The sequence below is a fragment of the Aquimarina sediminis genome (genome assembly GCF_002895435.1).
Taxonomy (GTDB): Bacteria; Bacteroidota; Bacteroidia; order Flavobacteriales; family Flavobacteriaceae; genus Aquimarina; species Aquimarina sediminis.
In genome coordinates this window covers 98,841-112,128 of sequence record NZ_POYJ01000009.1, presented here as the reverse complement: position 1 = coordinate 112,128, position 13,288 = coordinate 98,841, and the positions used below count along the sequence as shown (strand labels likewise).

General features: G+C 30.7%; 8 protein-coding genes. All 8 read right to left on the bottom strand.

What is annotated here, in order from left to right; genetic code table 11:
- Positions 1–4: 4 nt before the first annotated feature.
- The 8 genes from C1X07_RS17865 to C1X07_RS17825 all read right to left on the bottom strand — a co-directional run bounded on the left by C1X07_RS17865 (position 5) and on the right by C1X07_RS17825 (position 13,202).
- The gene (locus tag C1X07_RS17865) at positions 5–754 is read right to left on the bottom strand and encodes a carbohydrate-binding family 9-like protein (RefSeq protein WP_103071403.1); all 750 of its coding nucleotides are present in this window, start codon (positions 752–754) and stop codon (positions 5–7) included.
- Positions 755–853: 99 nt separating this feature from the next.
- The gene (locus C1X07_RS17860; RefSeq protein WP_103071402.1) at positions 854–2,026 is read right to left on the bottom strand and encodes a heparan-alpha-glucosaminide N-acetyltransferase domain-containing protein; all 1,173 of its coding nucleotides are present in this window, start codon (positions 2,024–2,026) and stop codon (positions 854–856) included.
- Positions 2,027–2,071: 45 nt separating this feature from the next.
- Positions 2,072–3,211, bottom strand: a complete 1,140-nt coding sequence (locus C1X07_RS17855) for a lipoprotein (RefSeq protein WP_103071401.1) — start codon at positions 3,209–3,211, stop codon at positions 2,072–2,074.
- A gap of 244 nt (positions 3,212–3,455) precedes the next feature.
- Complete coding sequence (locus C1X07_RS17850) at positions 3,456–5,492, bottom strand: PepSY-associated TM helix domain-containing protein (protein WP_103071400.1); 2,037 nt, start codon at positions 5,490–5,492, stop codon at positions 3,456–3,458.
- Positions 5,493–5,796: 304 nt separating this feature from the next.
- Entirely contained in the window at positions 5,797–6,129 is a 333-nt protein-coding gene (locus tag C1X07_RS17840; RefSeq protein WP_103071398.1) for a hypothetical protein, read from the bottom strand.
- Between the two features lie 801 nt (positions 6,130–6,930).
- Positions 6,931–9,096, bottom strand: a complete 2,166-nt coding sequence (locus C1X07_RS17835; RefSeq protein WP_164914194.1) for a tetratricopeptide repeat-containing hybrid sensor histidine kinase/response regulator — start codon at positions 9,094–9,096, stop codon at positions 6,931–6,933.
- Between the two features lie 586 nt (positions 9,097–9,682).
- Entirely contained in the window at positions 9,683–10,972 is a 1,290-nt protein-coding gene (locus C1X07_RS17830; protein WP_103071396.1) for an HlyD family secretion protein, read from the bottom strand.
- Between the two features lie 25 nt (positions 10,973–10,997).
- The gene (locus C1X07_RS17825) at positions 10,998–13,202 is read right to left on the bottom strand and encodes a peptidase domain-containing ABC transporter (RefSeq protein WP_103071395.1); all 2,205 of its coding nucleotides are present in this window, start codon (positions 13,200–13,202) and stop codon (positions 10,998–11,000) included.
- Positions 13,203–13,288: the final 86 nt, after the last annotated feature.

Sequence of the window (13,288 nt, the reverse complement as noted above, 5' to 3'; positions counted from 1 at the left end):
ACTTTTAGTCTAAGATTAATATGCCAAAGTAATCTGGAACATGAAATTGAGGAGCATTACTCATTGTACTATTCCAGCATCCAAAAGTGGAGTTGCTCATATCACTACTCCATTTTTTATCTGTGTGATCCACATTTGAAATTACTCTAAACATATTTAATCTATAGATATGATTAGGAGTAGGATCTGGATATTGTAACAGCTTTAGTGGAAGTTTTAAATACCCTTTCCAAATGTTATTTTTTACATCTTTTTCAACGTTATGCTTTATCCCCGATGTTCGAGTATCGATTAACTCTAATGCATAATGATGATCACTTTTGTATCGATTGGTTACTTTGCCTAAAAATAAAGCATTGTTAGGGTTTAACTGAATTTCAAGATAATTTTCTCTAGCTTCTTTTCCATTACTTATAAATAACTCAAATACTTCTTGTGTGAATATTGATGAATTGTCTTTAGTGTAATAATTTTGATTCAATCTTGGATTGTTTCTGCACTCAAACTTTATCTCCAAAAAATCAGCATCATATTTGAAGGATACCAAAGTTTCTTCTTCTATGGGGTTACCTCCAACGGAATGTTTAAAATGTAAATCGTCAATTTGAGTAAATTTCTCTTTACTCACCTTAATTGTAGGGATGTCTATACTATTGTTGTTATAAGTTGTCTGTCCTTGCTTTGTGTTGGCTATGTGTTTTTCTTTACAGGATAGCGACAAGAGAATAAACAATGACATTATAATTCTTCTCATTAAATGTTGTTTTGTGTCAAATTTGGGTAATAGAATTCTGTCTATAAGGAAACTATACTATAGTTAAGTTTTACGGTATTAATAAGGAACAGAACACTATCATAGTTTTAGTACAAACTTTTTTCGTTCTAACCAACCTGTAAAAATAACAACTACTATAGCAAAACCGAAAGATACTAGTAAACCAACTATTGAAGAATTTAAAAAATCGGGCAATTTGATATTTGTACTATTACGGATGGGGTATATAAAATAAGGAATCATATAGCAGGTTAATGTAGCCGTCCCTGCAGGGGCAATTATTTTTGCCCAATTCACTTGTTTTTTTACATCCGTAATGTAATACAAAATAACAAATACAAGAAAACCTATCCCAGTACATATAGCCAACCAGGATGGGGTTTCTTGTATTTTAGAAATACCCCAATATGATCTAGTAAGTAAACCATAAATTATATTAACAATTCCTAATACAATCAAAGAGATATAGCATTGTTTGATATTGGTTTTGGAGAATTTTTTAAATAATAAAGTAGCTACAATACCTGCAGCTGTAAATGCTGGTATTGTACCCGTGTATAATGTTGAAAAAGTTCGAATAAAGTTGTTTTCAAATGTGACTGTACTAGTATGGTTTACGATAGAAAGAACGTTAAAAACGAGCCATACTACAATCATTACTGTGATATCTTTTTTGCTATAAAGGTAGATGAGCGCATTGATAGCATAAGCCCATCCAATTAACCCAAGAATCCCCCACCATTGTGTTTTCATCCAGGTTTCTCCCTGGGGACCACCTTTGTATATAGCAGCTAGAAAAATTAGTATTACAAAACCTAAAATTTGAAAATAGATATGCCATTTTTTTGGAACAGGGCTTTTTTTCCAATTCATCCAAATTAGCACAACAGCAAAAGCCATTAAGACGCACCAGATATATTTACCAAAAAGAATGCTTTCATGATGCGCGGTTTCATAATTAACCATATAAACACCAATAATAATTAATGACAAAGAGCGTATAATAATGTGTTTAGCTATACTGTTTTTGCTATCTTTTTTTGCAAGTCTATTTTCTATAGCAAAAGGAATACTAAGCCCTACAATAAATAAAAAGAGAGGGAAAATAATATCAGAAAAACCAAGATAATCTTCGCTAGCATTGGCATGAGTAAGCCATTTAGGAACCTCAGTAAGTGTCCAGAAATCATTTACCCATATCATTAAGACCATTGTTAAAGCTCTTAAAATGTCTATTGATGCTATTCTCATTTTTTTTTGTATCTATATAAATTAGTATTCAGATTTTATTTAGCCTTATTCTTTTATGTACTCTGTATGAATAACTTCTTCTAAAACTTTCCAATGTGCATCAGTCATTCTATTGGGGGTGAATAAGCATATCCCAGTAGCTCCATTTTTCATAGATTCACTAATTGCAGCCTCTAATTCTTCGGGTAATAATCCATGATTTTCTGGATCGTCTTCTTTAGACTTGTTTTCTGGTTTTGGACAGATAAATAAGCCACTGTATATAGGCTTTTTATTAGAGATAGTGGATACTTCTTCTTTCGTTAGTTTACCAATCCATTTAGTATCCCCTAAGTAGAAATCATTATAATTCATGGGATAGAAAGCATCGAGGTTCCATTTATCCCATTCTTGTCGAACGAGTTTTTTTGCTATAGAATTAGGTCCTGGAAAAACAGCAGCATTAATAACTTTATTTTTGTCATGTACCACATCTGCCAGTCTATTGACCATTTTTGTTATTAAATCATAACGAAATTGCTTCCATCCTTCGATTTGAGAAGGGTCTTCTACATTTTTGATATCTATGCCAGACGACTCTTTGAAATCATGAACACATTTATCACAATAGCAATAGTCAAATTGGGGGTATTCTTTGTCCATAACTAAGTCGTATTTTTCCCAAAGACCTTCGGCAAGGATCACATCTGGAAAACGAATATAATCTAGATGTACTCCGTCTACTTCTTCAATTTCGGCAATGCTACTATATAAATTTTCCAAAAAATTATAAACTTCCTCCTTGTTAGGACAGAGGAATTGATAACTAGATACATACGCGGGTTTATCAAAAGCCGATTCACCTTTTCCGTTTATAGCATACCATTCTGGCTTTAACTTTGGATTGGTACGTTGCACCATGGTAGGGATCCATGTATGGAATTCCATACCCACTTGTTTGACAATTTTCCCCACTCTTTTGTAGACTGAAGGATCATGACCAGCAGAATACATTAAACCATCTATTCCTTTGTTTTTGAGATCTTGGAATTCAATTTTTAAATCTTCATCTGTAGCATCTTTAGATAATTGCATCCATGCATATAGGGGGATTTTATAAGGGGTAGTTGCTACCTCTTTTTTAACTTCATTTTTGCAAGCAGTTAACAAAAATGTAATGGTAAGAAAATAAATTATTTTTTTCATAAAAATTACTTTTGACAAAATGTATCAGAAGTAATTAAAAAAAAACTATGATTTAAATTTTTTTCTACCAACCACGTATTTTAGGCGAAGTACAACCTGTTTTTTGGTATATATGAATTGAGTGTGATAGATATTACTTTATATAAAATGATATAGTGAGACAGAAAAGAAGATCTTTTATAGTAAAAGCTTGTTTGTGTTATAGAACCTGATGGGTTTTAAGAAACCCATCAGGTTCTATAGTTTATTCAGAGTCTAAGTTTTTCCATTTGTTTAGGTTGATCACCAAGAAAATACTGGCAACAATCATTAGTGCAAGAATGAGAATTTCTGATATATTAGAAATTTCATGTAATAGTGCTTCAAGAAAATGATAAATGTTAAAAACACCTAGCAGAATTGCCCAGACAAAGGATGTCCATTTAAACCATTTTTTAGATACTTCTACAGTCAGAATTCCAAACAATAATGCAAATCCTTCAAAGAGTATTCTATATACATGATGAATGATCGGAGTCTCACCAGTTGCTCCTTCCATCATTAGGCTATCGTTATAGTATACGCCAAATAATCCATATATATGATGGATAATAAATCCTAATGCAATGAATATCCATAAAATGATGATTTTTGTTCTCATAGGTATATGATTATAATTTTTTTTTATTGATCTATTACTTCTTTCTTCGGCAAGTTCTTTTGCTCTAATTTCCTTTATTTTTTTATATAGATCTTTTGGATGTTTTCTTTTTGATTTTAATGCTATAAATAGTGCTATTGCCGAGAGAAAAATCCAAAAAAGATCTATTAGCAGAATTTCATATTCTTTGTTGAGATATGTATTCCATATCCAGTTTTCAGAAAAAATACCGTTAGCTATTGGAACAAGGAATCCAAATACACTTCCTATTAAAAGTGTATATTTATTAGTAAAATAATTATCTCTTTTTAGTCTAAAAAAAGCAAAAAGTATAAGCCATAAGCCAAAAAATGTAGCGTGGTATATTGAGTATTTTTGAGCTGCTAAATCTAAGGGGAGTATTTTTGCAAGAACAAATGAAAAGGCAATTACGGGAAACAGAGTCAAACAAATCGCCATATAAATATGCCCCACTCTTAGGTTGTAGAGTTGTTGTTTGGCAGGAACCTTCTTTTTGTTTCTGCTTTCTAACCATATTAATACTCCTGTGATGATTACGAAACAAGTGATAAATGCTAAAATGGAGTAGATAATCTTTAAAAAGACCCCTCCATAATTACCATAATGCATTCGTCTTAATGTTAGTTCTACACCTTCTAGGTAATCATCTTTGTACGGGTTTTTAATAGATACAATTTGATTTGTTGCTACATCGTAGACTACTCGACCATTACCAATAAATTTTTCTTGGGCATTTAATGATCCATCTACTTGCAATTTCATATTTGTCGTACCATAATTTTTTAGAGAAATGATAGAGGGGGTAAAATTATCCCATTCTGTAGAAGCTTTTTTGATGAGCGTATTTATCGTATATACTATATCAGATTTTTGGGCTAGGGGATAGGTTCTTGAGAAAGGTCGTAAATCCTCCATCAGTTTTTCCTGATCATTGTCATATAAAAAATTAGCAGGGATTAGCAATAAAATTGTAAGACAGATAAAGCAACTGGTTACGGCATATACAAATTGAAATGGCAGACCAATCATCCCTAATACGGTATGAGCATCTGCCCAAATATTTTTTAATTTAGATTTGGAACGGAAAAGATAAAAATTTGGGATAATTTTTTTCCAATGGATAATAACTCCAGTGATGATGGCAAAGAGAAAGAATAAGGCAATTAATCCAGATAAATATATTCCAATGTTGGGGATTTGACTAAAGAAATGTAGTCGATAGATAAACTCACCTATATGATAATTTTGGATATAGTCCGAAGTTTCAAAAGTGGAAGCATCGAGATAGAGGTATTCGAAATTTTTGGCTGTTTCGGGAGCTAAACTATCCTTTGAAGCGGTCATAGAAATGATAATCTGTTGCCCGACTTCTGGTAACATTATACTAATGTCACGCCCATAAAGCTCATAGTTTTTCTCTTTTAAATCTGTAATTAACGAATCATAATCTAATTTTTCAATATTTTCTTTTTGAACAGGAATTCCTTTTTCCCAAATGCTAATCTCATCTTTAAATAGTGCGAATACGCCACAAAAAAAAATGATGTATAAAGCAACGCTAATAACAATTCCACTTACGGTATGAGTGTGAAAAATTACATTGTGATTTCTTTTATTCATGTTTATACAATTGGATAGATTAGTTTCCCATAATAAATCATTACTCCAAAAATGAGAATAAGGAGTGTATATAAGATCCAAGCTTTCCAGCCATTTTTAAATAAAAATGGTAGTATGAGTAATACTACCCATAGAATAAAAATGCTGTAAAGCGACGTTATCAAAACAACTTTGTGATTAGTCCATATGGCTAGAGCTAAATGTAGTGTTGTAGATACAAAATAACCACCCAAGATACCAGAAGATACTTTAGCGAATTGTTGCCAACCAGATGACGTTAAATGTTTAGGATTTGCAGGCATAATTATATAAAGGATAGTTCTAGGGTTAATAGTAGTAATAAGAAACCTATTACATGCAGATAGTTGAAAATCTTAAGAGGAGACATTAAAATGACTAATCCAAGAATAATCATGACAAGTATTAACCAAATAAAAATTCCGGCAACCGAGCCAAATATTTGTAAAGTTATTAGTAATGAAATTATCATTATCAGTACTCCAACCCATTTACTGGGCATGATGTTTTTTTGAGCCCATTTTTCTATCCGAAAATCGGAATTTAGGATTGCTATTTTTGAAGTGTTATACAAAAACATAGATCCAGAGAAAATTAAAAATACAAGTAATGCTATCATAATATTTTTTTAGTAATGTAATAACTCTGGATAAGGGGAATCCAGAGTTATTACAGAAGAAATTGGCTAAAACAATTCTTCTTTGAAAATTTATTATTTCTTTATCTAGTTGTTTCTGGTTTTTTGAATAACCTCGGTTTCTTAATGTGAATTAATGACGGGTGATTTTTTATGTTCATTGATTATAAAATTGGTTCTATATCGGGTTCCATTCTTTTGGTTACTTCTTTTAAAATAGTATTAGCGGTATGATACTAACATTTTGTTGGTCTTCAATTTGTACTTTGAGTGTAATACTCAGTACTATTGAGCTTATTAATCCAAGAACAATAAAATTGAGACGCAAATAGGTTTTTATTTCTATTAATTTAGATTTATTAAAAATAATATTTTCGCAAATGTAATATAGAATTCAGTAAATAAAAAACTTATTTAAAATAATTCTAAACAATAATTTATTTATGGTTGTGCCGTAAAAAGAAGATGAGTAAAAGGAAGTGTTTTACTAAGTTGAAATGAAGAATTTTAAGAATAAATGAACTACCATTGGCTAAATTCTGTAAGGAAATGATGTTCTTTTTGTAGCTTTATAATAATGAAGAGTTCAAAAATGTCTTTTATGATTAAAAAAACGAGACCATATTTCTTTTTAAGTACTACTGAAAAAAAGAAAGGGCAGTAGGAAAAGTTAATACCATTCAGGATTAAAACGCTAAGGCATGGAGAAACAATATTCGATAGGCTAGTAGTTATAGCAAGGGGGAATTAAGCAAATATACTATTATTAGCATTGTTTAGAATTTAGACAACTTTACTAGCAAATAAATTTCTGTATATTACATCTTCAAGTACTTCAGGTTTATACGGTTTAAAAATATAATCGTTCATTCCCCAAAGGGTAAACTTTGTTTTTAAGCTTTCATCTATTACTGCTGTATGGGCAATAATAGGAACTTTACTATTAATATCTCTTATCAGTTTTGTTACTTCAAATCCATCTTTGTCAGGCATATTAATGTCCATTAAAATAGCATCTATTTTCTGGGTTTTTACAATCTCTAATACCTCTTTCCAATCTGTAGAAACAATAGGTTTGATATTAAAATTAACCAAAATACGGGATGCTACTAATAGGTTTACTTTATTATCATCAACTACCAAAACTGTTATGTCAGTATCTGACTGGTTTACTTTTTCTATGTAAGTGGCAATTGGTATTTTAAAATCAATATCAAAAGAAAACTTAGAACCTTTGTTAATATCACTATCTATTTTTATTTCGGATTTATATAGTTTTAACAAGTATTGAGTTATATAAAGACCAACACCAAGCCCCCCATAAATCTTATTGATACTTTTATTACTATTGTAATTGTTAAGTATATTATGCTGCTGAATTTTGGAAATTCCTATGCCGTCGTCAATAATTTCAAAATGAACAACAATATTTGATTTATTTTCAATTATAGTCTGTGTTTTTATTTTAACCTTTCCTCCTCCAGCAAACTTAATTCCGTTTCTAATTAAATTACTTAAAATTTGAACAAGCTTGTGAGCATCTCCGTAAACTTGTTGGGATAAACATACATTATTCTCATAATTTAGTTTTACAGAGTTTATTTGAGCTGTACTTTCTAAGGATTTAACAGTAGTAGAAACACACTGTTCTAAATTAAACAATTCATCATTTAAAGCAAGGGTATTTTTATCAATCTCATTAACAGAAACTATATTATCAATTAAAGATAAAAGTTCATACCCTGAATATTTTATAGCTTCAAGTTCTTTGTTTTTATCTATAGTATTTTTATTAAGTAAAAGCATACGTGTAAGCTCAATAACAGAATAAATAGGCGTTCTTAATTCATGAGACAATACAGAAAAAAAACGCTCTTTCTCTCTCTTAGCATGGATCAAATCTGTATTTTTAATTACTAATTCTCTATTAAGAACTCCCTTTTGTTTTTTGGATTGGTATAAATAGATTCCTAGTAAAAAAAGCCCACAAGAGAGTATGCTTAGTATTATAATAAAGGACCTTTGCGTTTTTGCTAATTTGACACTTTGCTCGTTTTTAATCTTATATACATAATTCTCATGTTCCTGTTTGGTAAGTTGCTTTTTCAATTCTGAATTTCTAGCATAAAAAAGCTCTATGTTTTTTATAAACCTTTTGTTAACTTCGAAAAACTTAACTTTATACTTGCCATATAACTTCTCATTCCCTAGTCTATCATATAGCGTCATTAAATGAAAATAGATACGGTTCAACTTTTCGTTATCTTGATAACGCAGGTAAAATGCCTCTGAGGTTTCGAGATACGATTTGGCCTGTTCATAATCTTCTGTTTCTAGATAAGATTTACCTAAGATTAATGAAATCACGTATGAGTTGTTATCTCTTAGATTTACAAATTCATAATCTGTTATGTTTTTCGAGTTAAAATACTTTAGATCTTCAAAAAATTTTTCCCCATAAAAAATAGCTTCTTTATAATTTTGTAAATCATAACTGTAAAATACAGCAATCTCATGTAAAATTTGAAGTGAATAGTAATGATCCGTTTTCTTAGCTAAGTCAACACTTTCTAGAAGCAATGATTCCATTTCCTTAAACTTCTCTTTATACCTATAAAATCTAGCAATATCTTTATTTAAATCTAATACATTTTCAAATCTTTTAATTTTAAAGAAAAGAGCTCTTGATTTAAAAAAATAATCTTTAGCTAATGTATCATCGCCATACGTTAATTGAAACTTGCCTCTAATTTGGTAAATTCTAGCAATTAAAAAAGTATCTTTAGTTTTACGAGCAATATTTTTTAACTGGCTAATTTGGGAAAACACATGTTGATAACTAGCTCTTGTATTAATTTTAGACCGAACACTATCAATTAAAACATCTACTTTATCGTATTGTTCGTTACTTTGTACAACTAAACTGTAAGGAGTTGCATTGATCTCCATGCTAAAAAGATGTATAATACAACTTATATATAGTGAATGAACCAAACAAGTCTTCATTATGGTCGTTTTATGTATAATTACTTACAAACCTTAGTTCGACGTAAGAAAAGTGTTTTTTAAATAAAAAAGCAGAATGTTTAGTGCGTTAAAGTATTTATATCCAAAATTTTGAAATAAAGCCTGCTTATAGTTTATATAGATAAAGCTACTAATATTTTTTGTTCCATTGATGGTTTTTGCCAAGTTTTTGATCCTGCTTTATAAAAGAGATCCATTTCTAATGGAAAAAAGAAAGGGACACTTTTAAAAACGTCTTTTAGTGAAATACTAACTATAACGGTTTTATTTCATGTTAGTGATTTTAGAATTTTCAACCACTTCTATATTTTTGTATACAAAAGTATTTAACAAAAGAATTTCCTAGCACGGTTTCAAATTCCATATTTTAAACCATGATAAAGAAGAACTTCTCAGTTCTATTATTATTCGAGCCAATGTAGATGATAGAACTCTAGTTAAAGAAAACAATTTTTTAAAAGAAATAGTCTAGATAATCGTTATCCTTTTTGGTTGTAACTTAGTTTATTTATCCATTTAAGGTTCTAAATTGATAGAAAAACCGTTCGATAAGTCTAAGGTCTTCTGTTATGATTTCTACAACTCCTCTCATTTCTTGCTTAAAGGGAATTTCTTTATTATAGGTAGTAATTAACTTTTCGGGTAATTCTACATCAATAAGATATAGTCCATCTTTGTCTGGTAGAAGAGAGATGTGTTTCACCTTGCCTTTTAGAGTACCAAATTCGTCATCAGGGAAATTCTCTAATCTAATATTGGCAGTTTGCCCAATCTTTATTTTACCGGAATTCTGAGAAGGAGCTTTAATCTTTGCTAAATATGAGGAGTATTCTGAAGGAATAATGATAAAAACAAGGTCTCCCGAAGACACTGTTTGGTTCTCTGTCCAGAAATTAAGAAAAGATACGCGCCCTTCTATATCTGATTTGAGGACATATTGTAACTCCCAATCTTTGATACTCTTTTTTAATTGTCCAAAAGATTGTAGTACTTTTTTAAACAAATTAATCTCTTCTTTTCTTTTGTTTATTTCGGTACCTTTTGAGGTTTTGTTGGCATTACTAATGCTCTCATTGATTTGTGATAGTTGTACGTCATTATTTTCATAATTACGTTTTACTTGTAGATAATCTAGTTCTTTACTTTCATATTCCTGAGCAGAGATAACTCCTTTGTCGAATAGGTTTTTTTGACGTTGTAGTTCTTTTCTTTTAAACTCCAATTCGGTTTTACCAAGTCTTTTTTGTGCTTTTAAACTTTCTAATCTTCTGTAGAGTTCTGATAAAGATATTTGATTAGCTATGGCTTCATTAGAAAAAGGCTGTAGCTCTTTGTTTAATATATATTCTGAATAGCTATTTTCGAATAAAGCAAAACTAGTTTCTATATCTCCTAAAAACAAGACGGGTAGATCATCGATGGGAAAAGTAAACGATTTATTATTTACCTTCATGGTGTCTACAATTGATTTGAGTAGAAATACATCTTTATAATTAGCACTACTTTGTAATATTGCCAAAGGAGTATCTTTTGGGACTATTTGATTGTCTTCAATTAAAATAGACTCAATTTTACCACTTACCTTGGCGTATTCTTTTTGTGGAGGTATTCTGGTTGTTATTATGGCTTCAGCGGGTATGACATCAGGGTACTTAACCAACCAGGAAAGGAATAATAGCATAAGGGCTAAGATCAAAATTAAGAGATTCCCCCATCGAATCATCCAATGAGGTACCCTAGTTAAGATTTCCTGTACTTCTTCACTACGTAATTGTATGTCTTCTAAAGTGTCTGGCATAGTGTATAATTCGTAATTCTTAATTTTATTTTCCTAATTCTAGTTGGTTTTTTACTAAGTTATAGTAGTTTCCTCTTTTTTCGATCAAAGATTCATGATTTCCTACTTCTACAATCTCACCTCTATCCAAAACTACAATTTGATGCGCATTTTTTACAGTACTTAGGCGATGCGCAATAACCATCACGGTCTTGTTTTCAAAAAAAGCATCCAATTTCTCCATAATTACTTTTTCATTATTAGCATCAAGAGCAGATGTCGCTTCGTCAAAGAATAAATACTTTGGATTTTTATAAACAGAGCGAGCGATAAATAATCGTTGTTTTTGTCCTGTACTGAGTCCAACACCTTCCATCCCAATTTTGGTATTATAGGAAAGGGGAAGAGATTCTATAAATTCTTTAATGTTGGCGACATCAACAGCATGCGCTAATTTTTTCTTATCCACATAATCCTCTCCTACAGCTATGTTATTAGCGATTGTATCATTAAAGATATATCCTTCTTGCATAACAACGCCAAACTGATCTCTCCATGCTTTTTGAGAAACATTCTTTAAATCATGAGAGCCAATAGAAATTTGCCCTTCGTCGGGTTCATAGAACTTAAGTAATAATTTCATCAAAGTAGTTTTACCACTACCACTAACTCCTACAACTGCAGTTATTTTATTTGCAGGAATAGAGAGGTTTAAATTTTCTAATACATGTTTGTCTGATCCCACGTATCTAAAACTTAGATCTTTGATATTGAAATCCGAATTCTCAGGTATATCTTTTATTTTTTCATCTCCTGCCTGCTCTTCATCTTCTTTATTATGTATTTCTCCTAGACGTTCAAGAGAAATTTGCGCATCCTGAAGCTCTCTTAAAAAATTGATTAATTGTGCTATAGGAGCATTTAGTTGCCCTACAATGGCGGTTATGGCAAGCATCATACCTAATGTAATATCTCCATCGATAACCAATTTTGCAGAGAATACTGTGATCAATATGTTTTTTAACTCATTTATAAAAGAGGAGCCAACACTTTGGTATTGTTCTAATGCTAAATTTTCTATTGATATTCTAAACAACTTTGCTTGTACAAACTCCCAATTCCATCTTTTTCTTTTCTCGGCGTTATGAAGTTTGATTTCTTGCATACCATTTACAAGTTCAATGACTTTACTTTGTTCTTCACTAATTTGCGAGAATCGTTTGTAATCTAGTTTTTTACGCTTTTTAAAGAAAATTAGTATCCAGGCAAAGTAAATTGTACTTCCTATTGCAAAAATCCCAAAAATAGGTATGCTATAGTAAATCAAAACAATACTAAATACGATAAGGTTAACCATCGAGAATAGCACATTCAAAGATGACATGGTTAATATTTGCTCTATTCGTTTGTGATCATTAATTCTTTGTAAAAGATCTCCAGTCATTTTTGTATCAAAATAGGAGATGGGGAGATTCATTAGTTTAATAAAAAAGTCTGATATCAATGAAATATTAATACGCGTACTAAGATGAAGTAAAATCCAACTTCTTAATACATCAATTAAGGTTCTACCAATAAACAATGAAAGCATGGCAATAAGAACAAGATATACAAAATTAAGGTCCTGGTTTTTGATACCGACATCAACAATACTCTGAGTTAAAAAGGGAGTAATTAACTGTAACAAACTACCAGCACCTAAACCTAAGGCAAGTTGAAAAAGAAAGGCTTTGTATTTGAATATATATTTGGATATAAATTTAAAACCAAATTTCTCATCTTCATCATCTAAATTGTCGTTATAAAATTTTGGAGTAGGTTCAACAAGTAGTGCTACACCTTCTTCTGTATTTTCATCGGCATTATTACCTATCCACGCCTTAATAAATTCTTCTTTGCTATAGGTAATCAATCCATGGGCAGGATCAGAAACGTAGATTGTCATATCCCCTTTACGGGTAGTCTTTATTTTGTATACTACAACATAGTGTACCTTGTTCCAATGTGCGATACAAGGAAGCGGTACTTCATCCATTTTTTTTAATGAAAGTTTTACACCAAGAGATCTAAAACCAATTTGCTCTACGGCATCACTTAATCCTAAAAGGGAGCTCCCTTCTCGGGTGGTTTCACTTAGGGTTCTAAGCTTTGGAGTGTTAAGAACTCTTCCATAATGTTTAGCAATAATCTTAATACAAGTAGGACCACAATCTTTTGATTCTGCTTGTTTATAAAATGGAAATTTAGGCATTAAGCTTTTTTAATTAAATTGATTTTGCGTGATGTATCTCCTTACAAAGAAAAGTAATTCTTTTTTATTATGCTTCTGAAGAATAA

Excerpts from the sequence above, each read along its gene's own strand:
- C1X07_RS17865 (WP_103071403.1), bottom strand. The coding sequence starts at position 754 with ATGAGAAGAATTATAATGTCATTGTTTATTCTCTTGTCGCTATCCTGT.
- C1X07_RS17860 (WP_103071402.1), bottom strand. The coding sequence starts at position 2,026 with ATGAGAATAGCATCAATAGACATTTTAAGAGCTTTAACAATGGTCTTA.
- C1X07_RS17855 (WP_103071401.1), bottom strand. The coding sequence starts at position 3,211 with ATGAAAAAAATAATTTATTTTCTTACCATTACATTTTTGTTAACTGCT.
- C1X07_RS17850 (WP_103071400.1), bottom strand. The coding sequence starts at position 5,492 with ATGAATAAAAGAAATCACAATGTAATTTTTCACACTCATACCGTAAGT.
- C1X07_RS17840 (WP_103071398.1), bottom strand. The coding sequence starts at position 6,129 with ATGATAGCATTACTTGTATTTTTAATTTTCTCTGGATCTATGTTTTTG.
- C1X07_RS17835 (WP_164914194.1), bottom strand. The coding sequence starts at position 9,096 with ATGGAGATCAATGCAACTCCTTACAGTTTAGTTGTACAAAGTAACGAA.
- C1X07_RS17830 (WP_103071396.1), bottom strand. The coding sequence starts at position 10,972 with ATGCCAGACACTTTAGAAGACATACAATTACGTAGTGAAGAAGTACAG.
- C1X07_RS17825 (WP_103071395.1), bottom strand. The coding sequence starts at position 13,202 with ATGCCTAAATTTCCATTTTATAAACAAGCAGAATCAAAAGATTGTGGT.